This is a genomic window from Martinezella tropici, assembly GCF_003287875.1.
Lineage (GTDB): Bacteria > Pseudomonadota > Alphaproteobacteria > Rhizobiales > Rhizobiaceae > Rhizobium > Rhizobium tropici_C.
In genome coordinates, this window is sequence record NZ_QMKK01000046.1 from 220616 (window position 1) to 245899 (window position 25284).

General features: G+C 60.6%; 25 protein-coding genes, 1 tRNA gene and 1 pseudogene. 15 read left to right on the top strand and 12 right to left on the bottom strand.

Annotated features, from left to right (window positions below):
• Positions 1-54 precede the first annotated feature (54 nt).
• Entirely contained in the window at positions 55-759 is a 705-nt protein-coding gene (locus DQ393_RS21210) for a pyrimidine 5'-nucleotidase (protein WP_112343686.1), read from the bottom strand.
• Between the two features lie 217 nt (positions 760-976).
• Here DQ393_RS21210 and DQ393_RS21215 point away from each other — a divergent pair, with 217 nt between their 5' ends.
• Positions 977-1747, top strand: coding sequence for an isocitrate lyase/PEP mutase family protein (locus DQ393_RS21215; RefSeq protein ID WP_112343687.1), 771 nt, complete (start codon positions 977-979; stop codon positions 1745-1747).
• Positions 1748-1795: 48 nt separating this feature from the next.
• Here DQ393_RS21215 and argB read toward each other — a convergent pair whose 3' ends face one another.
• Positions 1796-2683 carry an acetylglutamate kinase gene (argB, locus tag DQ393_RS21220; RefSeq protein WP_112343688.1) on the bottom strand — a complete coding sequence of 296 codons (888 nt, stop codon included), beginning with the start codon at positions 2681-2683 and terminating at the stop codon, positions 1796-1798.
• Positions 2684-2974: 291 nt separating this feature from the next.
• Here argB and DQ393_RS21230 point away from each other — a divergent pair, with 291 nt between their 5' ends.
• The 3 genes from DQ393_RS21230 (at position 2975) to DQ393_RS21240 (ending at position 4891) form a co-directional block, all read left to right on the top strand.
• Entirely contained in the window at positions 2975-3514 is a 540-nt protein-coding gene (locus DQ393_RS21230; protein WP_112343690.1) for a sigma-70 family RNA polymerase sigma factor, read from the top strand.
• A complete protein-coding gene (locus DQ393_RS21235; RefSeq protein ID WP_112343691.1) occupies positions 3511-4224 on the top strand; it encodes an anti-sigma factor in 714 nt (237 codons plus the stop codon). The genes DQ393_RS21230 and DQ393_RS21235 overlap by 4 nt, the downstream gene beginning before the upstream one ends.
• Before the next feature lie 109 nt (positions 4225-4333).
• On the top strand, positions 4334-4891 hold the full coding sequence (locus DQ393_RS21240; RefSeq protein WP_112343692.1) for a fasciclin domain-containing protein: 558 nt from the start codon (positions 4334-4336) through the stop codon (positions 4889-4891).
• A 74-nt stretch (positions 4892-4965) separates the two neighbouring features.
• Here DQ393_RS21240 and yihA read toward each other — a convergent pair whose 3' ends face one another.
• Positions 4966-5625 carry a ribosome biogenesis GTP-binding protein YihA/YsxC gene (gene yihA / locus DQ393_RS21245; protein ID WP_112343693.1) on the bottom strand — a complete coding sequence of 220 codons (660 nt, stop codon included), beginning with the start codon at positions 5623-5625 and terminating at the stop codon, positions 4966-4968.
• Between the two features lie 119 nt (positions 5626-5744).
• Between yihA and DQ393_RS21250 the strand changes: the two genes are divergently transcribed.
• Positions 5745-6053 carry a hypothetical protein gene (locus tag DQ393_RS21250; protein ID WP_112343694.1) on the top strand — a complete coding sequence of 103 codons (309 nt, stop codon included), beginning with the start codon at positions 5745-5747 and terminating at the stop codon, positions 6051-6053.
• Positions 6054-6123: 70 nt separating this feature from the next.
• On the opposite strand, the gene yidC is transcribed toward DQ393_RS21250, so the two are convergent.
• Genes yidC through rpmH form a run of 3 tightly spaced genes read right to left on the bottom strand, consistent with a single transcriptional unit; the run spans position 6124 to position 8487 of the window.
• Entirely contained in the window at positions 6124-7926 is a 1803-nt protein-coding gene (gene yidC / locus DQ393_RS21255; RefSeq protein ID WP_112343695.1) for a membrane protein insertase YidC, read from the bottom strand.
• Positions 7926-8327: a ribonuclease P protein component gene (gene rnpA, locus DQ393_RS21260; RefSeq protein WP_112343696.1), complete on the bottom strand. Its 402-nt coding sequence runs from the start codon at positions 8325-8327 to the stop codon at positions 7926-7928. Before rnpA ends, yidC begins: the two co-directional genes overlap by 1 nt.
• A 25-nt stretch (positions 8328-8352) precedes the next feature.
• Complete coding sequence (gene rpmH, locus DQ393_RS21265) at positions 8353-8487, bottom strand: 50S ribosomal protein L34 (RefSeq protein ID WP_041677194.1); 135 nt, start codon at positions 8485-8487, stop codon at positions 8353-8355.
• A gap of 458 nt (positions 8488-8945) precedes the next feature.
• Between rpmH and DQ393_RS21270 the strand changes: the two genes are divergently transcribed.
• The 3 genes from DQ393_RS21270 (at position 8946) to DQ393_RS21280 (ending at position 12807) form a co-directional block, all read left to right on the top strand.
• Entirely contained in the window at positions 8946-10916 is a 1971-nt protein-coding gene (locus tag DQ393_RS21270; RefSeq protein ID WP_245430418.1) for a methyl-accepting chemotaxis protein, read from the top strand.
• Between the two features lie 198 nt (positions 10917-11114).
• Entirely contained in the window at positions 11115-12605 is a 1491-nt protein-coding gene (locus tag DQ393_RS21275; protein WP_245430426.1) for a sensor histidine kinase, read from the top strand.
• 125 nt (positions 12606-12730) lie between these two features.
• Positions 12731-12807, top strand: a tRNA-Arg gene (locus DQ393_RS21280).
• 253 nt (positions 12808-13060) lie between these two features.
• Here the strand turns inward: DQ393_RS21280 and DQ393_RS21285 are convergent.
• A complete protein-coding gene (locus tag DQ393_RS21285) occupies positions 13061-13501 on the bottom strand; it encodes a MarR family winged helix-turn-helix transcriptional regulator (RefSeq protein ID WP_112343699.1) in 441 nt (146 codons plus the stop codon).
• Between the two features lie 61 nt (positions 13502-13562).
• On the opposite strand from DQ393_RS21285, the gene DQ393_RS21290 reads away from it, so the two are divergent.
• Positions 13563-14006 (top strand): SgcJ/EcaC family oxidoreductase, encoded by a 444-nt coding sequence (locus DQ393_RS21290; RefSeq protein ID WP_112343700.1) that lies wholly within the window; start codon positions 13563-13565, stop codon positions 14004-14006.
• A 92-nt stretch (positions 14007-14098) separates the two neighbouring features.
• On the opposite strand, the gene DQ393_RS21295 is transcribed toward DQ393_RS21290, so the two are convergent.
• Positions 14099-15655 carry an MDR family MFS transporter gene (locus tag DQ393_RS21295; protein WP_112343701.1) on the bottom strand — a complete coding sequence of 519 codons (1557 nt, stop codon included), beginning with the start codon at positions 15653-15655 and terminating at the stop codon, positions 14099-14101.
• Positions 15652-16101: a MarR family winged helix-turn-helix transcriptional regulator gene (locus tag DQ393_RS21300; RefSeq protein WP_112343702.1), complete on the bottom strand. Its 450-nt coding sequence runs from the start codon at positions 16099-16101 to the stop codon at positions 15652-15654. The genes DQ393_RS21295 and DQ393_RS21300 overlap by 4 nt, the downstream gene beginning before the upstream one ends.
• A 147-nt stretch (positions 16102-16248) precedes the next feature.
• Between DQ393_RS21300 and DQ393_RS21305 the strand changes: the two are divergent.
• A pseudogene (locus tag DQ393_RS21305) lies at positions 16249-16679 on the top strand (BA14K family protein).
• A gap of 47 nt (positions 16680-16726) precedes the next feature.
• On the opposite strand, the gene DQ393_RS21310 reads toward DQ393_RS21305, so the two are convergent.
• Positions 16727-17653: an oxidoreductase gene (locus DQ393_RS21310; RefSeq protein ID WP_112343703.1), complete on the bottom strand. Its 927-nt coding sequence runs from the start codon at positions 17651-17653 to the stop codon at positions 16727-16729.
• 226 nt (positions 17654-17879) lie between these two features.
• On the opposite strand from DQ393_RS21310, the gene DQ393_RS21315 reads away from it, so the two are divergent.
• The 5 genes from DQ393_RS21315 to DQ393_RS21335 all read left to right on the top strand — a co-directional run bounded on the left by DQ393_RS21315 (position 17880) and on the right by DQ393_RS21335 (position 23394).
• Positions 17880-18527 carry a class I SAM-dependent methyltransferase gene (locus DQ393_RS21315; RefSeq protein WP_112343704.1) on the top strand — a complete coding sequence of 216 codons (648 nt, stop codon included), beginning with the start codon at positions 17880-17882 and terminating at the stop codon, positions 18525-18527.
• Between the two features lie 59 nt (positions 18528-18586).
• Entirely contained in the window at positions 18587-19231 is a 645-nt protein-coding gene (locus DQ393_RS21320; RefSeq protein ID WP_112343705.1) for a TetR family transcriptional regulator, read from the top strand.
• Between the two features lie 211 nt (positions 19232-19442).
• On the top strand, positions 19443-20324 hold the full coding sequence (locus DQ393_RS21325) for an aldo/keto reductase (RefSeq protein ID WP_112343706.1): 882 nt from the start codon (positions 19443-19445) through the stop codon (positions 20322-20324).
• Between the two features lie 558 nt (positions 20325-20882).
• Complete coding sequence (locus DQ393_RS21330; RefSeq protein WP_432422017.1) at positions 20883-22175, top strand: alpha/beta hydrolase; 1293 nt, start codon at positions 20883-20885, stop codon at positions 22173-22175.
• Between the two features lie 181 nt (positions 22176-22356).
• The gene (locus DQ393_RS21335) at positions 22357-23394 is read left to right on the top strand and encodes a 4-hydroxyproline epimerase (RefSeq protein WP_112343708.1); all 1038 of its coding nucleotides are present in this window, start codon (positions 22357-22359) and stop codon (positions 23392-23394) included.
• Between the two features lie 111 nt (positions 23395-23505).
• Here DQ393_RS21335 and DQ393_RS21340 read toward each other — a convergent pair whose 3' ends face one another.
• Positions 23506-23940, bottom strand: a complete 435-nt coding sequence (locus DQ393_RS21340) for an RbsD/FucU family protein (protein WP_112343709.1) — start codon at positions 23938-23940, stop codon at positions 23506-23508.
• Positions 23924-25171 (bottom strand): ROK family transcriptional regulator, encoded by a 1248-nt coding sequence (locus DQ393_RS21345; RefSeq protein WP_112343710.1) that lies wholly within the window; start codon positions 25169-25171, stop codon positions 23924-23926. Before DQ393_RS21345 ends, DQ393_RS21340 begins: the two co-directional genes overlap by 17 nt.
• Positions 25172-25284 lie beyond the last annotated feature (113 nt).

Sequence of the window (25284 nt, forward strand, 5' to 3'; positions counted from 1 at the left end):
AATTAAACCTCTGTAAGGCGGATGAAACTTTCGTAACCCCGCCCTGATGAGTGGTTAAATCAACGCTTTGAGGAAGCTCGTCAGGTCGTCGGTTACATAGTCGATATGATCGTCCTCGCCCGTGGTGCGCTCCCACCATTCGACGACGGTCGTCTCGAGGTTTTGGGGCACCAGCAGTACGGTTTTCATGCCAAGTGCCTTGGGCACGGTGAGATTGCGCGGCAGGTCCTCGAACATGGCTGCTCTCTTCGTGTCCACGCGGTTGAGGCTCATGAACTTGTCATAGGTCGAGCCGGCGGGTTTCGGCACGTAGTCGGCCGCAACGATATCGAAAATGTCGTCGAAACTGTCGAGAATGCCGAGCGCACCGGCCGTCGCCTGGGCATGCTTGACGCTGCCGTTGGTGAAGATGAACTTGCGTCCCGGCAGCGCTTTGATGGCGGCGGCCAGCTCCGGCTGCGGCATCAGCGCCGAATAGTCGATCGCATGCGCCTTTTCGAGAAAATCATTGGGGTCGATTCCGTGATGGATCATCAATCCCTGCAGGGTCGTGCCGTGCTCGAGGTAATATTGCTTCTGCAGCTTGCGCGCGTCCTCCCTCTCCATCTGGAGGAGGGTGGAGACATAGGCGGTCATGTTCTTGTCGATCTGGGCGAAGAGATCGACATGATGCGGATAGAGCGTGTTGTCGAGATCGAATACCCAATCGCGGATATCGGAGAAATCTGACGGTTCGGATAGTGTTTTTGCGCGGTTCATGGAGAGCTTATCGCACGCTCTCTCCTGAAAGGGGAAGGAAAATATACATGCCGCAGCATGCTGACCATATCGAGGAGATTGCCGTCCACTTCAATGCCAGCTATGATTTTACTATTGATTTCCGGGCTTTTACTCTATTTTTCATGTGAGGGAGGGCTTACGCTTTCTTGGGTTATGGAGAGAAACTTGCCCGGCCGGGCTTTTCGGAGGGGATACGATGAGTCAGGTGGAAAAGGCACAGGAATTCGCGCGGCTGCACAAGAAGGGTGAGCCGGTGATCCTTTTCAATATATGGGATGCAGGCTCCGCCAAGGCCGTTACGGAAGCGGGTGCGAAGGCGCTGGCGACGGGAAGCTGGTCGGTTGCCGCGGCCAATGGTTTCGGCGACGGTCAGGCGATACCCTTGTCGCTGCTGGCGGTGACCGCCAAGCTGATCTCGGTGACGAGCCCGCTGCCCCTGTCGGTCGATTTCGAGGGCGGTTATGCCGTCGAACCCGAAGACGTCGCCGCCAATGTCGAAAAGATCATGGACCACGGCGCCGTCGGCATCAATTTCGAGGATCAGGTGATCGGCGGCCAGGGCGTTCACCCCATCGAGACGCAGGCGGCACGCATCCGCGCAATCCGCGACATGGCCGATCGCCGCGAGATGCCGTTGTTCATCAACGCCCGCACCGATCTGTTCCTGCAGGAAAGCGATACGGCGCATCATCAACTCCTGCTGGATGATGCCTTCCGTCGCGCCGATGCTTTTGCCGAAGCGGGTGCCAGCGGCTTCTTCGCGCCCGGGTTGGTCGATCCGGAATTGATCGGCGCGCTCTGCGAACGCTCCCCTCTGCCCGTCAACATCATGGTGCGTCCGACCACGCCCGATAACGAGACGATGGCAAGATTGGGCGTCAGCCGCATAAGCTATGGGCCAGCGCCCTACCGATCGGTCATGGGAATGTTGAAAAGCGAGGCCGAAGCCATCTACCGGCCGTCCTGAACGGCCTGGAGGCGCTCCACAGCTCTTCCGCGGAGCGCCTGAACCGCATCACGGAACGATCAGCGTGCCGGCGCCGTGCTCGGTGAAGATTTCGAGCAGCACGGAATGAGCCGTCTTGCCGTTGAGGATGACGACGCCCTGAACACCGGCCCTGATGGCGTCGATGCAGGTCTCGACCTTGGGGATCATGCCGCCGGAAATCGTGCCGTCGGCGATCAGCGCGTGCGCCTGTGCCACAGACAGCTCCTTGATGAGCTGGCCCTGCTTGTCGAGCACGCCCGGGACGTCGGTCAGGAACAGCAGGCGCGTGGCGCTGAGCGCGCCGGCGATCGCGCCGGCAAAAGTGTCGGCATTGATGTTGTAGGTCGCACCGTCGCGGCCGGGAGCGACCGGGGCGATGACCGGGATCATCTCGGACTTGGCAAGCAGGTCGAGCAGGGTGCGGTCGACTTCGACCACCTCGCCGACGAAGCCGAGATCGAGCACGCGCTCGATGTTGGAGTCCGGATCCTTGATGGTCTTGTGCGCCTTTTCGGCGAAGACCATGTTGCCGTCCTTGCCGCAAAGGCCAATCGCCCATTCGCCGGTCTGGTTGATCAGCGCGACGATTTCCTTGTTGATCGAGCCGGCAAGCACCATTTCGACGATCTCGACCGTCTTCTGGTCGGTGACGCGCAATCCGCCTTCGAACTTCGATTCGATGCCCATCTTCGTCAGCATGGCGCCGATCTGCGGGCCGCCGCCATGGACGACGATCGGGTTGACGCCCGATTGCTTCAAAAGGGCGATATCGGCGGCAAACGCCTTGCCGAGTTCGACGTTGCCCATGGCGTGGCCACCATATTTCACGACGATGGTCTTGTTTTCATAACGCTGCATGTAGGGCAGCGCCTGTGCGAGCAGGTTGGCTTGGAGTTCGCTTTGGGCTTCGGACATGGTGCACCCTTCGAAATTGTTCGCGGGCCTTTTATCTCAAGTTCTTGACAGAGGGAATAATCATATCGGGATTAAAGCATGTCGTTGTCGCAAAGGTGTGCAGCGCTTTTGCGACAACGACATGCGCAAAATCAAATACCTGGAGCGCGAAAAGCGTATCCGGATAGATCGCTCCGCGCTTTCGTTGACGCTATGTCACATCAGCGTCGCCGAAATTGATGGCCTCCGCACGTTTGCCGAAGCGATTTTTTCTTCTAAAGATGGTGCAGGCGTCGCACCCCGGGGATTTGGATGGCGAGCGAGGAGACGGAAGCGCTGATCGGCCGCATCGCCATGCGCGACCAGAAAGCCTTTGCGGCACTCTACAAGCGTACCAGCCCGAAACTTCTCGGTGTTTGCCTGCGTATCGTCGGCAACAAGGCGGATGCGGAAGAGGTTTTGCAGGAAGCTTATATCAAGGTCTGGCAGCGGGCCGAGCAATTTGCTGTTGCGGAAGGGCCGGCAATGGCCTGGCTGATGACGATCGCGCGCAATCGCGCCATCGATTTCGTGCGGGCACGCAAGCCCATAGCCGACGAAATAGATACGGCGTACGATCTTGCCGACCTGGAACCCGGTCCTGAAGAGCAAGCAATCGTGAAGGGAGAGGGAGGGCGGATTGACAGGTGCATGGAAGAGTTGGAAGCTGATCGTGCACGGGCCGTTCGCAGCGCCTATGTCGAGGGCTTGAGCTACCAAGAGCTCGCCGACCAACACGCTGTCCCATTGAATACTATGCGCACCTGGCTGCGCCGAAGCCTGATCAGACTGAGAGAGTGCATGGACCGATGAGTACGCCCGATCAAAGCAAGGGAGGCCGCTCCCGCGATGAAGTCCTGGCCGGAGAATATGTGCTTGGCGTGCTTTCCCTGGAGGATCGGCAGAAGGTCGAGCGCCGCATGCGCAGCGACCGCCAGTTTGCCGCCATCGTCAGCCGCTGGGAGCAGAACCTCTCGGAATTCAACGAGGAATATGAGGCGGTGACGCCTGCGGCCGCCGTGTTCCCGAAGATTGAAAAGAGGATTTTCGGAGAAGTGGCGTTCGGCGCCCATCTGTGGAATTCGCTGATGCTATGGCGCTCGGTCGCTTTCGGCTCGCTGTTCTTGGTCGCCGGCGTACTCGTGTTCGCCATCACGAATGAAGGCAGCTTGCGCACGAGCCCTGGCAAACAGCTCACCGCATCCCTTGCCGGCCAGAACAGTCCCTTCAATCTCCTCGCCAATTACGACGTCGCCAGTGGGCGTCTGAAAATTACGCCGGTCGCCGCCGGCAAGCCCGAGGAGAAATCGCTGGAGCTCTGGCTGATTCGCGGCAGCGATCCCGCCGAGGCGCTGGGCATACTGCCACCGACCGGCGATGGCGAAATCGTCTTGTCGCCGGAACTTCACGCCAAATTGACTGAAGGCGCCATCATCGCCGTTAGTGTGGAGCCCTTTGGCGGCTCGCCGACCGGCAAACCGACGGGCGATGTGGTCGCTTCCGGTACGATCCACTTGCCCTGAGGAGTTTCGGTTCCCGAAAAACGATCGCGGCTGAAACTCTCTGCCAGCGTGCTCCGTATCTTCTTCCGACCCCGCCTGATCGGGGCAACAGAGCGGAAGAGGAGACGTTATGATCAAGACCGTTTTTCGCATTGCTGCCGCTGCCGCAATGCTGTCGGCCGCAAGCAGCCTAGCCTATGCCAAGGACCCGATGGTGGGCGGTGCTGCGATGTATGCCAGCAAGAACATCATCCAGAATGCCGTCAATTCCAAGGATCACACGACCCTGGTCGCAGCCGTCAAGGCGGCCGGCCTCGTCGATACCCTCGAAGGAAAAGGCCCTTTCACCGTCTTTGCGCCGACCAATGAAGCCTTCAAGCAACTGCCAGCAGGCACGGTCGAAACCCTGCTGAAGCCCGAGAACAAGGAGAAGCTGGTCAAGGTGCTGACCTGCCACGTCGTCGCCGGCAATGATATGGCTGCCGCCATCAAGAAATGGGCAATGAGCAAGGGCGGCGAATACGATCTGAAGACGGTCGGCGGCTGCACGATCAAGGCCATGGACAAGGGCGGCAAGCTGACGTTGACTGACGAGGCCGGCGGCATTGCCCATATCACCATTGCCGACGTCAAGCAGTCGAACGGCGTGATCCACGTCGTCGACAAGGTGTTGTTGCCGAAGATGTAATCCTTAGCGGCAACACGGCCGCCGTCGCCTTATGCGGGGTCGGGCGGCGGCGGCCTCATTCGACCGGTCGGTCTTCAGACCTGGATGCCGACCGTCAGGCCAATGGCCTCCCGCAATTCCTGAAGACCAACGCCTTTTTCCGATGAAGTGGCGAGGATGCCGGGATAGGCGGCGGGGCGCTTGCGGATTTTTTCAGCGGTATCGGCCAGCAGCTTCGGTATGCCTGCTTTCTTGATCTTGTCGGTCTTGGTCAGCACGATCTGATAGGAAACAGCAGCCTTGTCGAGCAGGCCCAGAACTTCCTCGTCGTTCTTCTTGATGCCGTGGCGGCTGTCGATCAGCACATAGACGCGCTTCAGCGTCGTGCGCCCGCGCAGGTAGTCGAAGACGAGCTTCGTCCAGGCATCCACCTGATCCTTCGGCGCTTCGGCATAGCCGTAGCCAGGCATGTCAACCAGAGCCATCGGCGGCAGGTCGCCGCTCTCGCCGGAAAAACCATCGGGAACGAAATAATTGAGTTCCTGCGTGCGGCCCGGCGTGTTGGATGTGCGCGCCAGTCCCTTATGTCCGACCAGAGCATTAATCAGCGACGACTTGCCGACATTCGAGCGGCCGGCAAAAGCGATTTCCGGCGGCCCTTCCGGCGGCAGAAACTTCATGGCCGGCACGCCGCGGATGAAAATCCACGGACGTCCGAAAAGCGGCTTGTCGTCTTTGGTCGTCTGGTCTGCCATTTGCTCAGTCTTTTATCCGGTTTGATGGTCTGGCTTCGGGGTTTTGCCCATGAAAGTCAAGTTTTGATCGAAATGTGTGACGCGTTGCGGACCTGCACGTAGCCTGCCATGGTGCGCAGATGGAGCAAGATGCGCCGAAAGATGACGATGCGGTGGAAATACGCCTCGATGTGAAGGAGGCACTGGTTCTATTCGAGCTTCTTTCCCGCTGGTCCGATCCGAACGCAACGCATGCCCCCGGCAGCGAGTATTTCGAGAGCCCTGCCGAACGTACCGTATTGCACGGTTTGCTCGTGGAACTCGAGAAGCAGCTTCTTGCTCCATTCAGGCCCGAATACAGGCAGATTCTCGCCGAGGCACGCAACGTACTGGCGGAACGATGGGACGTCCAACCCTCAGCGGCCGAGTTACCGCCCAAGGCTCCCTGATGCCGGAGCCTCTATCGTTAATATCCAAGGCCGAGAATGAAAAAGCCCCACCGAAGCGGGGCCTTTATCGTCATTTCGATGGTGCCGGTTTTCGTTTGAAGAGGCCCTTCAGATTGTCGAAGAGCTCCACCTTCACGCCATGGCGTTTCATGATGATCGACTGCTGGATGACAGAGAGCGTATTATTCCAGGCCCAGTAGATCACGAGGCCGGCCGGGAAGCTTGCCAGCATGAACATGAAGACCAGTGGCATCCAGTTGAAGATCATCGCCTGGGTCGGGTCCGGCGGGGTCGGGTTCATGCGCATCTGCAGGAACATGGTGACGCCCATGATCAGCGGCCAGACGCCGAGATGCAGGAAGGTCGGAGCCGCGAACGGCAGCAGGCCGAACAGGTTGACGATCGAGGTCGGATCCGGCGCGGAGAGGTCCTGGATCCAGCCGAAGAACGGCGCATGGCGCATTTCGATGGTGATATAGATCACCTTGTAGAGCGAGAAGAAGATCGGGATCTGCAGGAGCACTGGCCAGCAGCCCGCGATCGGGTTGATCTTTTCTTCCTTGTAGAGCTGCATCGTCGCCTGCTGCAGGCCCATGCGGTCGTCGCCGAACTTGGCCTTCAGCTCCTCCATCTTCGGCTGCACGCGCTTCATGTTCGCCATGGAGGCATATTGCCGGCTGGCGAGCGGGAAGAAGAGCGCCTTGACCACGATGGTGGTGCAGAGGATGGCGACGCCGAAATTGCCGAAGTAGCGGAAGAAGAAGTCCATCAGCTTGAACATCGGCTTGGTGATGAAATAGAACCAGCCCCAGTCGATGAGGCGGTCGAAGCGCGGGATCGAATAGCTGGTCTCATAGCGGTCGATGACCGGGACTTCCTTGGCGCCGGCGAAGACGAGGTTCTTGAGGTCGATCGACTGGCCGGGAGCAACCGTGACCGCATCTTCCTTGTAGTCGGCCTGGTAGCGCGGCGTACCGTCGGTGAAGTGCGAGAAGCGGGCATCATATGCGGTCGACTGCGGCGGCACGATCGTTGCAGCCCAGTACTTGTCCGTCATCCCGAGCCAGCCACCGGTCGCCTTGGCGGGCGTTGTGGCTTCCTTTTCAGTTGATGCGTACTTGGTCTCGATCAGGCCGTCATCGCCGATGACGCCGATGAAGCCTTCGTGCAGGACGTAGGCGGACGGCGTCTCGGGCTTGTTGTAGCGGGTGACGCGGCCATAGCTCGACAGCGAAACCGGCGCCTGGCCGCTATTGGCGATCTTGTCGCTGATCGTGAACATGTAGCGATCGTCGACCGAGATGGTGCGGGTGAAGGTGATGCCCTTGTCGTTGGTGTAGGAGAGCGTCACCGGCGTCTTGTCGGTCAGCTTGTCGCCGCTCGTGAGCTTCCAAAGGGTCGAAGGACCTGGGACTGCGCCGGTTGCATCGCTGCCGACATAGCCGAGTTCGGTGAAGTAGCCGTCCTTGGTGTCGGCCGGGCTGAACAGCGTGATGATCGGGCTGCTCTTGTCGACAGTCTCGTGATAGGCCTTGAGACGGAGATCGTCGAGGCGGGCGCCTTCCAGGTTGATGGAACCGGCAAGTGCCGGTGTATCGATGACAACGCGCGCGGAAGCCGTCTTCTCGACGGACTGATCGCGGCTGAGAACCGTCGGCGCCGTCTGGCCGTTTGCCGGCAGCGAACCGTTTACAGCGGTGCCCGCGGCAGGCGACTGCGTCGTCTGAGCCTGCTGCGCCTGCTGGTGCTGCTTGGCGGCCTGTTCGGCCTGGCGCTGCGCTTCGAGGCGCGGGTTCATGTAGAAAAACTGCCAGCCGAGAACAATCAGCACAGACAGTGCAATTGCAACGATGTAATTGCGGTTGTTTTCCATCATACTTTCCTGGAGCGGTCCATTTCCGACCGCCGGTGTTTCGGCCTGGTTTCGATGCGGCTTACGAGTTCGCTCGCCAGTTTTTCGAAAGGCGCGGTCAGCACCTCGCGTCGCGCGACAACCACATAGTCGTGTCCGGGCTGCATTGCAAATCCGGCATGAAGCCGCACGGCTTCTTTCAGCCTGCGCCGCATGCGGTTGCGCTCCACCGCGTTGCCATGTTTTTTGGTAACGGTAAAACCAACGCGGGGTTCGGCGTCGGCGATCTTGCGGTCCAGCATCTCTATCAGGAAGAAGCTGCCTCGGCGCTTCTCGCCTTCGCGGACGGCAAGAAACTGCGGCCGGCTTTTCAGCCGCCCGACAGTCTTTTTGGGTCGTTCATTCGTCAATTTGCCCGCCATCCTGGATCATCGGGCATTTCGGCCCTTAGGCCGAAAGACGCTTGCGACCACGGTTACGGCGAGCGGAAAGAACCGCGCGGCCGCCCTTGGTGGCCATGCGCGCACGGAAACCGTGGCGACGCTTGCGGACAAGCTTGGATGGTTGGTAGGTACGCTTCATTTATTTAAACACCGCGGAGTGCGGCCCTTCTTGAGCTTTGCTTTGAGTAGCAAGGAGCGTTGTTGATTATGGCGAACGGACTTGGCCCGCAAAAGCAGGCACGGTGACCGAACGTGCGCGGGCTTATACGGATCAAGGCCCCGGAAGTCAATTATATGGGCGCAGATTCCTTGAACTCCGGCAATTTCGCGCGATCGGCGGCGGCTGATTGCTATCTGGCTGCTGCTCGCCGGCGGAATGTGCGCAACCTTGAATATAAATTGCATAATTCCTAAAATATACAGTTAGTATAGTGAAGAATGTCGGACGCTTAGATTAAAGATAACTCAATATAACATTAATGATTTTAGTCGATATCTAGCCCTGTGTGGTAAAACCCATCGATTTATGGGGGATGGGATCTGCGCCGGAGGGGTATTGTGAGAATTCGTGGCAAAATAAATCTGCTTGTATCTGTCATGACCGGGGCGGCGCTTCTGATCGGGGCCACCGCGCTTTATGCGTTGCATCAATATGACCAGAAATTACAGAGCTACGAGCAGACGGCGAGCCGCGCTTACATGGGCGAGCGCCTGAATCGCTACGTCACCGCCGTGGTCATGGAAGCGCGCGGCATCTATGCCGCGGCTGCGGCAAAAGATTCCAAACCCTTTGCCGATGGGCTGATGGCCGATCTCGGCGAAATCGACAAGGTGCTGGCAAGCTGGGCGCCTCTGGTGCCGGAGACGCAGATGCCGGAATTCACCAAGCTGCAGGCCCGCGCCCAGGAGTTTCGCGCCTTTCGCACGGAAACGGCCAGGCTCGGCGTGACCGATGGCCCGGATGCCGCCGGCAAGCAGGGCAACAACGAGGCGAACCGCGCCAACCGCAAGGCTTTCCAGGCTGAGATCGATGCGATCGTCCAGACCGATAAGGCGGAGCTTGCGAAGGCGGAGGCCGAGATCGCAACCTTCCACAGCACTGTGCTCTGGATGGTCCTCTCCATCATGATCGTCGGTATCGTGGCCGGTGTCGGCCTCGGCGCCTATATCGGAACCGTCCATCTGAGCCGCCCGATCCGCAAGGTAACCGATGCGATAAAGAATGTCGCCGACGGCCATTTCGATATAGAGGTGCCGTTTGCCGGCCGTGGCGACGAAATCGGCGAGATGGCCGCGGCCGTCGACATCTTCAAGGAAAACGGCAATGCCGTGCGCCGCATGAATGCCGAGGAAACAGCCATGCGCGCCAAGAGCGACGAGCTTCAGTCGAGCATGTCTCTCGTGGTCTCGGCCGCAGCGGCCGGCGACTTCAGCCACCGCATCGAGAAGGACTATGGTGACGTCAACCTCAATCGCTTCGCTGGCAACGTCAACGAGTTGCTTGTCAGCGTCGACAGAGGCATCGGTGAAGTCCGCCGCGTCATCGCGAGCCTGGCAGACGGTGATCTGACCCAGGCGATGAAGGGCGAATTCCAGGGCGCCTTTGCCGAGCTGCAGCAGAACGTCAATGCGACGCTTGCGACGCTGAAGAGCACCATGAGCGAGGTGCGCGGCACCACCGGCTCGATCAATTCCAACACCAATGAGCTGCGCCACGCCAGTGACGACCTCTCCAAGCGCACCGAACAGCAGGCGGCGGCACTGGAGGAAACCTCGGCAGCGCTCGACGAGATCACCTCTGTCGTCCAGAATTCCACAGAGCGGGCGCGCGAGGCGAGCGTCATGGTCAGCGAAGCCAAGGACGACGCGGCTCGTTCCGGCACGGTGGTTCGCAATGCGATCGACGCCATGGGCCGCATCGAACAGGCATCGGGCGAGATCAGCCAGATCATCGGCGTGATCGACGACATCGCTTTCCAGACCAATCTTCTCGCATTGAACGCCGGCGTCGAAGCGGCTCGCGCCGGCGAGGCAGGGAAGGGTTTCGCCGTCGTCGCTCAGGAAGTGCGCGAGCTTGCTCAGCGCTCGGCCACCGCGGCCAAGGATATCAAGGCGCTGATCGGCAAGTCCGGTGACGAGGTGCAGGTCGGCGTTAAGCTCGTGCAGGCAACCGGCGAGGCGCTGTCCTCCATCGAGGCCCGCGTGCTGAAGATCAACGATCACATTCATTCGATAGCGACGGCGGCGCGCGAACAGGCAACGGGCCTGTCGGAGGTGAACAAGGCCGTCAACCAGATGGATGAAGTCACGCAGCGCAATGCCGCCATGGTCGAGGAGACTTCGGCCGCGACCCATCGCCTGGCGGCCGAGGCCGATGGCCTTGTCCATCTCGTTTCGCGCTTCAAGGTGGATGCCGTCAATGTCACAGCACCCGTGCCCGCGCGCGCTGAGACGCATCGTCCTACGGCATCGCCGGCACGCCGGATGATCGATAGGGTCGCTACCGCCTTCGGCGGCGGGGCGGCGGCCGCACCGGCCACCGCGACGCAAGGCTGGGAAGAGTTCTGATCGCTCAACCATGAGGCCAAATCCAAGGCCGGCCTCGCCCGAGTAGCGCGGCCGGCCTTGTTTGTTTGTCCAAGCGCAGAGCCGATTGGAAAAAAGCCCACAATCGCCTATTATCTGGTTTCGATCAGATCGCATCGGATCGCTTTGCAGCGAAGCGGGACAATTGAAATGGACAGTGGGCAGGATAAGGACGCCGCAATGGGCGATAAGGTCGCCAAGGGCGGCCTGTCCCAGTCTTGCCGTCCCACGGGCATCTTTGGCGGCCTTTCCGGCAAGCTCCTTATTCTGACTGTCGTTTTCATTTCCGTGGCGGAAGTGCTCATCTTCGTGCCCTCCGTCGCCAATATGCGGCTGCGCTGGCTGGAGGATCGGCTGAATACTGCCGCCGCCGCCGCGATCGTCATCGATGGCCTGCAGCCGGCCGAACTCCCCCGTGCGCTGCAAAAGGAGACGTTGATGGCGACGGGCACGCGGGCCATCGTCCTGCGCAAGGACGGCACTTCGCGCCTGTTGGCCACAGCCGAAATGCCGGCCTCCGTCGATGAAAAATACGATCTTAGTGACGTTTCCCAGCTGACTGCGATCAAGGACGCGCTCGATACGCTGCTGTTCGGCGGCAACCGCATCATCCGTGTTTTCGGTCCTGTCGGCGGCGATGCCAACACCGGCGTCGAGGTGGTGCTGAAGGATACCCGCCTGCGCAATGCGATGCTGGCCTATTCCGTCAGCGTGTTCTTCGTCTCCATCCTGATCTCGCTGTTCACGGCGACGCTGATCTTCTTCGCGATCAACCGCATGATGATCCGCCCGATCCGCAGGCTGACGGACAGCATGCAGGCCTATTCGGACGATCCTGAGGATCCGGGCCGCATCCTCGTTCCCGACAGGGGAGGCGACGAGCTTGCCGTGGCCGGCCGCCACCTCGCCTCCATGCAGTCGCAGCTGCAGAAGACCCTGAAGCAGCAGAAGAATCTCGCCGCTCTCGGGCTGGCGGTTTCGAAGATCAATCACGACATGCGCAACATCCTCTCGGCGGCACAGCTGATGTCGGACCGTCTTGTCGATGTGGATGACCCGATGGTCAAGCGCTTCGCGCCGAAACTGCTGCGGACCATCGACCGTGCCGTCGGTTATACGACCGAAGTTCTATCCTACGGCCAGACCTCCGAGTCCGCGCCGCGCCGGCGCAAGATCCGTCTCCTCGAACTCGTCGGCGAAGTCCGCGATATCCTCGCGATCGATCCCGATAGCGGCATAGAATTCGCCGAGCAGCTCAGTCCGGATCTGGAGGTCGATGCCGACAGCGAGCAGCTGTTCCGTGTCATTCACAATCTCTGCCGCAATGCCCATCAGGCACTGATCGCTTTCGGCGAGACGGATCCGGACAGTGTCAGGCGCATCACGGTATCGGCGCATCGAATCGGCAGTGTCGTCAGCATCACCGTCGACGACACCGGACCCGGCATGCCGCAGAAGGCGCGCGAAAATCTCTTCACCGCTTTCCGTGGCTCGGCCCGCTCCGGCGGCACCGGCCTAGGTCTGGCGATCGCCCGTGAGCTCGTCCTTGCCCATGGCGGCACCATTGCGCTCGTGGAAAAGCCGGTGGCCGGCACGCAGTTCCGCATCGAAATTCCCGACCGCCCAGTATCCCTTGATGACTATCGCAGCAGAAGCTTCCAAGAAAGATGATTGTTTTCAGGCGCTTGGCGTCAATATGCACGAAAATCGCGATCTTTTTCACAAATCCACTTGCATTCCCTCAAGGGAGGCTTTAGAGAACCGCCCACGCCAACGGTTTCTTCCGTTTCGGCCACGCACCCGTAGCTCAGCTGGATAGAGCACCAGACTACGAATCTGGGGGTCAGGAGTTCGAATCTCTTCGGGTGCGCCATTTCTTCACTATTCTAGACCAAGCTTGGCATCTTCTTGTCTAAAGCGTATCGCGATCCTTGAGATTCGTTTCTCGCGCGTTGAGTCTTTGATATTGCGCACGTCGCTGCAGCAAAGCTGCCGAACACTTCTGCGCGACATGTCTTAGCTTCGACCCACGCAAGCATTCGCAACAGCCCGTGATGTCCATGCCGCTGCGCGGTCGGCGCTGTCAGCGATGTTGCGCCGCCTGAATATCTGCCTGCTTCTTTGCCTTAGCGAATTCTGGGCTGCATATCCTCTTTTGCCGCGATGGTCCGCAGGGCGGTGCGCAATATCCGATAGGCTTGCTCTCCCAACAGCTCACGATATCGCCGTTCGATCCCGTCGTTAAATTCGTGAACGATCTGCATCACCTGCCGCGCCTCCGGCCTGGCGGTGACGAGCTTGGCGCGCCTGTCCGTAGGATCCGGCACCCGCTCGACATAGCCAAGACGTTCCAGATCATCAATCAGTTCGCCCATTGCGGCCTTGCCCATGCCCGCCCTTTCGGCAAGCAGGCTGGCTCTGGTTCCTTCTTCATCGATATTGGCAAAGACTGCACCATGCTTCGGTCGGATAGCTGGATGGCCGCGTTCGTGTAGCGTCTGGGTGAGCGCCCGTGCGGAAGCCTGGTAGGCATAGAGCAGAAGTGATTGCGTGTAGGGTGTTGCCATATTTCCAATTAAGTCCGGTTGCCATATAGTATGGCATTCATACTAAAGGAGGGAACGTGAGATGTCACTGCATCCGGACGTTGGACAAGCCGCACAACAAATCGTTGATGCGTTCGTCGCCGCATGGAATAGGCACGATGCGAGCGCTTTTTCCACGTTATTTGCGCAAGACGCCGATTTTACGAACGTATTTGGAATGAAGGCAACGGGCCGATCATCGATCGAGCAGTTTCACAGGCCCATATTCGAGACGATGTTCAAGGACAGTCAGCTCAAAGCCATCAAAACCCAAATGCGTCCTATCCGCTCCGATGTTGCCGCACTCGACATTCACTGGAGCATGACAGGGGCGCGCGATCCGCAAGGGAATGAATGGCCTGAACGCCATGGGCTGATCAACATGGTGATCGTGCGCGAACACGATGTCTGGTCGATCGCCGTCATGCACAACATGGACCTGCCCGAGGACGGCAAAGCGGAAGCTCAGCGTAAGCTGCAGAGTTGACGCGCTCTTCGGAACCCGGAGCGAAGCGGGCGGCCCGGCGAATAAGCACCGGGATGCCGGGCTTCTGCTTCCGTAGCCATATCGTGCGCAGCTCAGCTTGGGCGTACCTTTTCCGGCCCATGCTCCATCTTCAGCGGCAATTCCGGCAAGAACAGCAGCACGATCAGCGCCAGCGCTACAATTGCCGTGCCCGTCGCAAAGGTCATGGCGATCGCGTGACGATAGAGCGCTATCGCGGCGGCATGAGCCTCGGGGGAGGCGGTGGCGAGCTGCTTCATGCCGGCTTCGGTCAATGAGGAGCCATGCATCCCGTCGAGGACGCCGCCGGCATTCTGCACGCGGTAGGCCAGGATGGCGCCGGAGCCGGTGACGCCGATGAGGCCGCCGAGCAAGCGGAAGAAGGCGAGCGTCGCCGTACCCACACCACGATGGGCAAGGGGAAGGGCATTCTGCACCGCGATCGTCATCGTGGGCATGACGAGGCCAAGGCCAAGGCCGAGGGCAAAAACCGTCGGCTCGATGATCCAGAAGCTTTGGCTGGTGGCCGCCGCCCAGGCGAGTACGGCGAAGGCAGCGGTTGCCAGGCTGAGGCCGCAGAGTTGCGCCGGCTTGTAGCGCCCGAAGCGATGCAGCAGCACGCGCCCGTTGATCATGGAGGAGATGACGACGCCGATCATCAGCGGGCCGGTGAGTAGGCCCGAATGTGAGGGGCTGACGCCCATGACCATCTGAAAGAATAGCGGAAAGAACAGGCTCGCTCCCAGCATGCCCATGAAGGTCAAAGCCAGTACGAGGCAGGCGACGACGAAGAGCCGATTACCGAAGAGATCGGGCGGCAGCACCGGCTCGGGCTCGCGCCGGATGTGAAGGATGAGAAAGACGAAAAGGACGAGTGCGAGAGCGGAGAGGCCGAAGATCTCAGGCGAGTTCCAGGCCCATTCATTGCCGCCGAGGGCGAGCATCAGCAGGAAGCTTGTCGTACAGCCGGTCAGCAGCGCCGCGCCGAGGTAGTCGATGCGGCGGCTGCGTGTCTGATGCGGCCGCTTCAGCGCCCGGCCGATCATGACGAGCGCGACGGCGCCGATCGGCAGGTTGACGTAGAAGATCCAGTGCCATGACAGGAGATCGGTGATAACGCCACCGGCAATCGGGCCGATGACGCTGCAGACGGCGAAGACGGCCGCGATCGAGCCTTGATTGCGGCCACGTCGCGCCGGCGGTACGATATCGCCGATGATGATCTGCGCCAGCGGCAGCAATCCGCCGGCGCCGATGCCCTGGATCGCCCGGAAGATGATCAACTGCGGCAGCGTCTGCGCCATGCCGCTCAGCACCGAACCCAGAAGGAAGATGAGGATCGCCGCATAGATCATCGGTTTGCGGCCGTACTGGTCGCTGAGCTTGCCATAGAGCGGCATGGTGCTGGTCGAGGCGAGTACATAGGCGCTGACCACCCAGGAGAGATGCGTCAGGCCGCCGAGATCGCTGACGATGCGCGGCAGCGCCGTTGCGACGATGCTTTGGTCGAGGGCGCCGAGGCCGAGAACGATCATCAGCCCGAGGATGACGGCGCGGATCTCGCGGCGATCGGGCGGGACGCCTGCTGCCGGCACCGATGGCGCGGCGCTGTCCGGAAGAGTCGCATTCATTGCCCGATCTCCATGAGCGGTTCGATGGCGGCGCGAATGGCGTCACGCTGCTGCGGCGACAGTTTGGTGAGTTCGGAGGCGAGCCAGTCGGTTCGCCGTTGTTTCAGGCGGCGAATGAATTCCTGCCCCTTCTCGGTGGCAATCAAGCCATTGCGGCGCCGATCGTTCGGATCGGGGTCCGCGCGCGCAATGAGGCCATCCCGCTCCATCGCCTTCACGTGCCCTGAAATCGTCGGTCCGCGCAGCCTCTCCATCCGCGCCAGTTCGGCTACGCCGATGCCTGGCTGCGGGATGATAGCGACCAGGAGCAGGGCATGTAGCGGCGACAACTCGGCCTCGTCGCTCTCGCGTCGCAATTGCCGATAAAGACGATGGAGGGCAGGACGCAGCGCTTCGGCAAGCGCGTAGGCATCGTCGGTGCCATGATGGTGGTCGGCTTCACTCATTGCGTCTCGCTCGGTGATAGATAGATAGGCTTCCTATCTATATGCCTATCGCGTGGCATGTACTTGCGCAAGCGATAATATTGTGAAAGGTTTTCAATCATTGCGCGTTGTTCATCAGTATTACGACTCGACAGGAGGAGAAGAGCTGTGAAACGATTCCTGACAACCGTGACAGTGACCGTCCTGAGTGCCTTGCTTGCCGTTACATCTTTCGATCCGGTGGCGGCCGCGCCAATTCAGCCACTGATCCAGCCGGCCATTCAGCAGACGGGTGAGCAGCCTGCCGGCCTAACCGAAGTCCAATATCGGCACCACAACAGATACTATCGCCGGCATCACCGTCCGCATTATCGACCACACTATCGTCCGCATCATCGCCCGGGCTACCGCGCCATAATGGCTGGTGGTATCCGATGGCCGCCTTCACCGCCGGCGCGATCATCGGTAGTGCCGTTTCGCAGCCGCCCCGCGGCAGCGCGCATGTCCGCTGGTGCGCAAGCCGATATAAGACATACCGCGCGTCCGATAATACCTACCAGCCAACCAGCGGCCCGCGCCGCCAGTGCGTGAGCCCGTGATCTGACAGCCTTGGATCCCTCCCTGCCGAGCAGAGAGGGATTCTGTTTCAGGCCGCTGCGGTCAGTTGCTCCGAAATGTCCCATAACCGCCGCCAGATGGCCTGGTCACGGGCATGCGAGGCGATCTTGGCCCGCACCGGCGGCCCCTTGAGTTCGTAAAAGCCGTCAGGACCATACATGGCGCCGCCTTCTGCCGTGGGCGAGGTGGCCGCAAAGAGGGTCGGCAGGGCGCCGGCTGCCGCCGTATGCGATAGAAGCGGCCCCAGCAATCTCGTCGCGATTTCGAGGCTGCCGGCCCGGTCGCGACCCATGCGCGGACCCGTGGTCTGCAGGCTGGTCGCGGCATAGCCGGGATGGGCGGCAACGCTTTTCAGCTTCCAGCCTTCGGCGCGGGCGATGCGATCGAGTTCCAAACTGAACAGCAGCGTTGCGAGCTTCGATTGGCAATAGGCGGACCAGGACCGATAGCGCCTGCGCCACTGCAGATCGTCGAAATTGATCCTGCCGCTGCGATGGGCAAGGCTGCTGACGGTGACGACGCGCGGGCTGTCGGCGGCGAAGATTTTCGGCAATAGCCGCATGGTCCAGGCGAAATGTCCGATATAGTTGGCGCCCATCTGCATCTCGAAACCGTCTTCCGTCTCATGACGATCGGGAATGGCCATGACGCCGGCATTGTTGATGAGCAGATCGACACGCGGCACAGTGGCGGCGATGCGGCCTGCCGTGCGGGCGACGGAATCGAGGCTGGCGAGATCCAGCGGTTCGAACGTGACGTCCGCTGCGGGTGTCGCCCCGCGGATCTTGGCGAGCGCTTCATTGGCCTTGGTCTCATTGCGAGAGGCGATGATCACCTTTGCACCAGCGCCCGCCAGCGCCTTTGCCGTTTCGTAGCCTATGCCGCTATTGGCGCCGGTGATGACTGCGATGCGGCCTGTTTGGGGTGGAATATCCTTCACTGTCCAGTCTGGCATTGCGGAAACTCCTGTGGGAGAGATTGGCATTGCCCATTGTATCTGGTAATTTCTATACTAAATGCAAGTTTGCAATAGATGAAAAAATGTAAGCGCGAAATTCATGGTTTCGCCTGCATATCAACGATTTCGACGGCCCATTGGCGCGGCATGCCTTTGAATTGCCACGCTGCTCGGTCCTCATCGCCACATATATGATATCGTGTCCGAAGATTGGATTTGCGGAATGACGACAAAGACTTCATGCGCTGATTTTGTGCAGTTCTTCCGCTCCTGGGTCAGCGATCCCCTGCGCGTGGCGGCGGTTGCCCCCTCGGGCGAACGGCTGGCGAGATTGATGACCCAGGAGATCGAGCCGCTCGATGGCCCGATCCTCGAGCTTGGTCCGGGCACGGGTGTATTCACGCGCGCGTTGCTGGCGCGTGGTATTCCGGAAAGCGCGCTCACGCTCGTCGAGTTCGGCGAAGAGTTTGCCGTTCGGTTGCGCGGCCGCTTTCCCGAGGCGCGCATCGTGCAGATGGATGCGGCGCAGCTCGGCCAATGCGGCCTTTTCGATGATGCGCCTTTCGGCGCCGTCGTCAGTGGTTTGCCCCTGCTGTCCATGCCGCCTTCGAAAGTCGAGGCCATCGTTGGCGGTGCCTTCGAAGCGATGAAGCCGGGAGGAGCTTTCTATCAGTTCACCTATGGCCCGCGCTGCCCGGTACAGAAAGCGATCCTTGAAAGCCTTGGGCTTACTGCAAAGCGCATCGGCGGGACGGTGCGTAACATTCCGCCGGCCGGCGTCTACAGGATATCGCGGCAAAATCCTCTGGAGCTCTCGATCATCGGCTCCAAATATCGTAGCACCGGAGAGAATGCTGGAATCAGCGCTTAGGCGCAGGGAGCCGGCAAGGCCGATTTGGGGCGGCCCGAAGCGAGTGCCGGGGGTAGCGGATGGCGAAAAAGCCGGATGTCGATAGCGCGGTAACGGAAGGCCGGCGCGAGCGTAAGCGCCGTCAAACCCGCGAACGCATCGAAGCCGCAGCCTTGAAGCTTTTTCTCGAGCGCGGCTTTGATGCCACGACAATCGAAGACATCACCGAGGCGGCCGACGTTTCCAAGCGTAGTTTCTTCGATTACTTCCCAAGTAAGGAAGAGGTCGTTGCCGCCTGGCAGGATGGTTTCGCCCGCGAGCTGATCGGCGCCGTCGCCGTCCAGCCCGAAGATGCGTCGGTCGTCGACGTCATCGAGGCGGCTGTCAATTCTGCCCTTCGTACTGCCATCGCCGATCCGCAAAGCCTTGCTCTGGCCGCCCTCATTCACAATACGCCGACGCTTCAAGCCCGCGACCAACTCAAATATGCCAAACTGGAGAAGAAGCTCGCGGATGCGCTGTTTGCCCGTGGCAGCGGCAGCCAGGAGGAGCGTCTTCGCCTTGGCATGCTTGCCGCCGCGGTCGTGACGATGCTGCGCATCGGCAGCGAGCGCTGGATGCAATCTCCGCAGGACGTTTCCATGGAGCAGTTCGCTCGCAACCTGTTCGATGAGCTTTGGGCCACGCTTGCCGATCTCGGCAAACAGGTGCAACGGCGCACGTGAGGGCGCAAGACCAAACCAAGGGCAAGCCGGCTGGCCGGTCCTGGCGCATCATGCATCGACACATTGCATAAGCTGCGATGCAGACCCATCTAGCATCGGTCGCGACACCTGTTTTCCCCTCGCGAGACGTTCGATTTGCCCGTCGGATTCCGGCTCCTTTCGGAGGCCGAGACGCATAAGACATTTCACATCAGCAAAAGGGACTATAACCATGTCAGCATTCGATGCAGCCAAGTCCGGTCAGTTCAAGATCGGCGGTGATCTCCCCGTCCATCGTCTCGGTTTCGGCGCTATGCGCATTACCGGTTCCGGTATCTGGGGCGAGCCAGAGGACCATGATGAAGCCGTCCGCACGCTGAGGCGCCTGCCGGAACTCGGCATCAATTTCATCGATACGGCCGATTCCTATGGTCCGGACGTTTCCGAACGCCTGATCAAGGAGGCGCTCCATCCCTATGGCCACGGTCTCGTGGTCGCGACCAAGGGCGGACTCACCCGAACCGGCCCGAATGTCTGGGTGCCTGTGGGTCGTCCTGAATATCTGATCCAGCAGGCGCACAAGAGCCTGCGCAACCTCGGCATCGAGCGCATCGATCTCTGGCAGCTCCATCGCATCGATCCCAAGGTGCCTGCAGCAGAACAGTTCGACGCCGTGAAATCTCTCTTGAATGACGGTCTCGTCCGCCATGCCGGCTTGAGCGAAGTCTCCGTTGCCGACATCGAAGCCGCATCGAAGCATTTCAAGGTGGTGACGGTGCAGAACCGCTACAATTTGGTCGATCGCACCAGCGAAGACGTGCTCGACTATTGCGAAAAGCATGGCATCGGCTTCATCCCCTGGTTCCCGCTGGCCGCCGGCGATCTTGCCAAGGAAGGCTCGCTGCTCGATACCATCGCGAAGAAGCACAATGCCGCGCCGAGCCAGATCGCGCTTGCCTGGGTGCTGAAGCGCAGCCCGGTGATCTTGCCGATCCCCGGCACGGGTAAGGTCAAGCATCTCGAGGAAAACACCGCAGCGGTCGACATCGTCCTTTCCGACGAGGAATTTGCCGCGCTGGATGCAGAAGGCAAGAAGGCGTTCAAGGCGGCCTGAACCGAACGTCATCCAGCCGGCGGGAGATTGCTCGCCGGCTGGATGTCAGTGAGAAGCGCTTCCAATGCAAAAACGCCGATCACAATCATGTGAATCGCCGAGTTTGGGTAGATAACGACTGTAAAATAGGCGCTTCTCCCCAGAAAATGCCGGCGATATGCGGCATTTTTGGCGTCTACGAAGAAAGCAATGCATCCAGTGCATTGCTGCATTGCGAAAGACGGTCTATTCATCCCGATCCGCTCGTTATATCTAATCCCTCGAAGGCGGCGCACTCCTCCTCCCAGCGCTCCTTCAATGATTGGCAACACTCCTCCTCCCAGTTGCCAATCCGGATCAAGAGCCCGATGCATCCTCCTCCCGCATCGGGCTCTTTTTTATTTTCAGCCAGATTATCGGTTAGCGGTGTTGGACGATTGCGTTGCGCCTTTGCAATGCCGTCGCGAATTAGCATTGCGTCATGAGCCCAAGAACCGCGGGAGCAGCTTGCGCCGTGGACATGCATGCGTAGAGTGGCGCAACATTCTGGCGGTAAGGAAAGGTTGCATGATGCAGCTCGTGGCGGGTTCGCACCGATTGGGAAGGGCGTTTTTCCGAACCACGGCCATGGTCGTTACCTTGTCTCTGGCCGCCTGCGGCCGCCCGATCGGCGTCATGCAGCCTGTTTCCGAAAATGTGCCGGGCACATCGAAGATCGATCTTCTCGTTGCCACGACGCGCCTGCCGGACCAGGATCCGGCAATTCTCTTCTCGGGCGAACGTGGGCCAGGGCTGAAGGTGGATGCGGTCAGCGTCTCCATCCCGCCCGAAGCCAATCGCAAGGTCGGCCAGGTCCAATGGCCGAGCCGTTTACCCGGCAATCCCCTGAAGAATTTCGTCACCATCGGCGTCAAGCCGCTGGCGGGCGAAGCGGATGGGCGCGCCTGGCTGCATGCCGAGCTGCCGAAGAACAGGCGGGTGCTGATCTTCGTGCATGGTTTCAACAATCGCTATGAGGATGCAGTCTATCGTTTCGCGCAGATCGTGCATGATTCGCATGCCGACGTCGCACCAATCGTGTTCACCTGGCCGTCGCGCGCCAGCATCTTCGATTATGCCTACGACAAGGAAAGCACGAACTATTCCCGCGATTCGCTGGAGGAATTGCTGCGGCGCGTGGCCGCCGACCCCTCCGTCGGCGATATCACCGTCATGGCGCACTCCATGGGTAGCTGGCTCGCGGTCGAATCCCTCCGGCAGATGGCGATCCGCAATGGCCGCGTCGCGCCGAAGATCAAGAACGTCATCCTGGCGTCTCCCGATCTCGACGTCGATGTTTTCGGGCGCCAGTTCGCAGCACTCGGCAAGGACAAGCCGCACTTTACATTGTTCGTCTCGCGTGATGACCGCGCGCTCTCCCTCTCGAGGCGCATTTCCGGCAATATAGATCGCCTCGGCCAGATCGATCCTTCAGCCGAACCCTATCGCAGCGAGCTGGAGAAACAGGGCATCACCGTCCTCGATCTCACCAAGCTCAAGACGGGCGATGGCTTGAACCATGGCAAGTTCGCCGAAAGCCCGGAAGTGGTGAAGCTGATCGGCGCCCGGCTGATCGAGGGCCAGACGATCACCGATTCCGATGTCGGTATCGGCGACGCAGTCGGCGCCGTCGCCATGGGGGCCGCACAAACGGTCGGCAGCGTAGCGGGTGCGGCGGTTAGCGCCCCGATTGCCATCTTCGATCCGCGCACCCGCCGGAACTACGGCGAACAATGGCGCCGTGTCGGCGCTTCCGCCGGCAACACCGTCGGCTCGCTTGGCGATAGCGTCGAGGCCACCGGCAGCAATGTCGGTGAAGCGCTGAAGCAATAGCGCTATCATGGTCTAATTGAAAACCGGCAGGTTCAATGCTGCCGCAAATCACCATAGCCACCTTGTGCGATCTGATATATCAGAGAGTGCGTTGGGCGAATGGCGCCGGCTGGCCTCGCCGGTCAGCTCATCCGCCTTGGGCGACGATATTATGCGACGCATCTGATTGGAGCATATCGAGATGAGATGGAAGCGCACGATCCAGCTGCTGGATGTTCATTGCGAGGGGGAAATCGGCAAGGTTGCCATCGGCGGCGTGCCGAAGATCCCGGGCAACAGCATTGCCGAGCAGCTGCATTGGCTGAATAGCGATCCGAAGGGCCAGGAGCTGCGGCGCTTCCTTATGCTGGAGCCGCGCGGCGCGCCGATCGGCTCCGTCAACCTCCTGCTGCCGGCCAAGCACCCCGAAGCCGATGCCGGCTTCATAATCCTGCAGCCGGATCAGGCGCATGCGAGCTCGGGTTCGAATTCCATCTGCGTGACCACGGCCCTGCTCGAATCCGGCATCGTCGAGATGAAGGAGCCGGAGACGGTCGTCACCCTCGACACGGCCGCCGGCCTCGTCCGTGCGACTGCAACCTGCCGCGACGGCCGCTGCGAGAAGGTGCGGCTGACCATGGTGCCGTCCTTCGTGCATGAGCTGGATGTCGAACTCGACACGGCGCAATGGGGCAGGATCAAGCTCGATCTCTGCTATGGTGGCATCTTCTATGCGCTGGTCGATGTCGGCCAGATCGGCTTGAAGATCGAAAAGGCGAATGCCGCCGCCCTCGTGCAGGCCGGCATGATTCTCAAGGATGCGATCAATCGTGCAATGACCGTGGTTCATCCGGAAATTCCGGCGATCTCGGGCGTCGCCTATGTCATGTTCCGCGACATCGATGCCGATGGCGCCATCCGCACCTGCACGACCATGTGGCCCGGCCGCGCCGACCGCTCGCCCTGCGGCACCGGCAATTCGGCCAATCTGGCGACGCTGCATGCCCGCGGCAAGGCCAAGGTCGGCGATGTCTTCAAATCCCGCTCGATCATCGGTTCGGAATTCGAAGTCGGTCTGCAGGCCGAGACCGAAGTTGCCGGCAAGCCGGCCATCATCCCGACGATCACCGGCCGTGGCTTCACCTTCGGCCTCAGCCAGGTGGCGCTCGATCCCTTTGATCCGATGGCGGAAGGTTTCGCCATGACGGATGTCTGGGGGCCTTCTGCGGGCGATATTTGAGGGTGGGTGGATGATTAGCTCCGGAGGGAAGGCTGTGGGTGCGCCCATCCCCTTCGCCCCGCAAGCGGAGAAGTGGCCGAAGGCCGGATGAGGGGCCTTTGGGATCGTCTTTTACACTTTCGGATAAATCACACCCTTGCGCAGAATGATGTTGCCATAAAGCCTTGGCTCGCTGGTCTGTATCAGCGCATGCGCTTGCTGCACCCGCTCATAGAATTCCGCCGGCAGCAGTGGCACGACCTTGATCTCGGGCACATGCCGGGCGCAGCACTCGATCATTTCGGCATGGACGGGATCGACGGCGTCGCGATCCTGGCGGACGGTGGCGCGGAAAATCGCCTGCGGCACGAAATCGTCGATCGGCAGTACGCTCAGCACGGCATCGAGCACCGGGATGACACCATGGCCGTCGAGACGGATAAGGCGGCGGCCATGCTCGAGGCCGGGATAATTGCCGTCGACAAGGGCGATTTCATCGCCATGGCCCATGGCGCGCAGCGTCGCCAGCAGCTTGGGGCTCAATAGCGGGTCAATGCCCTTCAGCATGCTCAATCTCCTTGAAAAGAACGTTTTGATCGATCAGGTAGCGCGCAAAGATCGGCAGGCTGGCGGCGCCGATGGCGCGTGCCTGCGGCCCGACGGCCCCCTCGATAATCTCCGGCATGACGACGCCCTGCAGATCGAGTTCCGCAGCGGCCCTGATGGTTGCGCGCACCACGCGCTCCCGCACCCAATCGGGAAAGCCGCCATCGATGACGGCGGCGCTGAAATCGATGACCGAGGCGGCCGCGACAATCGCCTGCGCCAGGGCCTTGGCCGTATCCTGGATCCAGATTTCCAACGGCTCGCCGAAATCGATCCAATTGTCTGCCGAATACCAGAGGGGACGTGGATCGAAGCCATGGTCGCGCAGAAGGTTCTCGAGCACGAAGATCGAGGCGATTTCCAGAAGCTGGCGGTTCTCGCCATTGCGGCCGCGCACGGGCAGCGGGCCGAGCGCACCGGCTGTGCCCGTCCTGCCGACGAAGGTTGACGAATTGAGGACGATGCCGCCGCCGAGGAAGGAGCCGATGAAGAAATAGACGAAGTCCGGATAGCGTGGACCGACGCCGAAGACGAGTTCGGCGCCGCAGGCGCTGGTGGCGTCATTCTGCAGCATCACGGGGTAGGGCGCGCGCGAGGCGATTTCGGCCCGCAGGTCGAAACCGCGCCATGCGTCCATAGCCCCGGGCGGCGACCCGACCTGTTCGGCCCAGTTCCACAGTTCGAATGGCGCGGCGACGCCGATCCCGGCGATCTTCCGCCGCTGTTCCTCGCTGAGGCGCCCTTCCAGCTCGCGGACGCCGGCTGTGACGAAGGCGATGATGTCCTGGGGCAGCGGGTAGGGATAGGTTTGATGGAGCTGCATCCTGATACCGCCGACGAAATCCATCAGCACGAGATCGGCACTGCGCCGGCCGATCTTGACGCCAAAGGAGAGCACCGCGTCGGGGTTGAGCCGCATGGGGATGGATGGCTGCCCGACGCGTCCGCGCACAGGCGCGTCGCGAGACAATAGCCCGTCCTTCTCAAGCTCCCGCATGATGACGGAGACGGTCTGGGCCGAAAGTCCGCTGCGCCTGGCGATATCGGCCTTCGAAAGCGCGCTATGACGACGCACGAGCGACAGGACGAGCCGTTCGTTATGGGCGCGCACGCCGAGTTGGTTCGCGCCCCCGCTGTGGTCGAGAATCGCTGGTGCTGTGGGTGTTTCCTCAGGGTCGTGCACAAGAGACATGAGCCTGCTCCTTCCATCATGGCCATGCCTTATTTTTTTCCAGAATGCCATATCGAATTAATAATTCAATCCGATTTATTTATTGACAGGCCGAAATCTTTAGGCTCAGATAT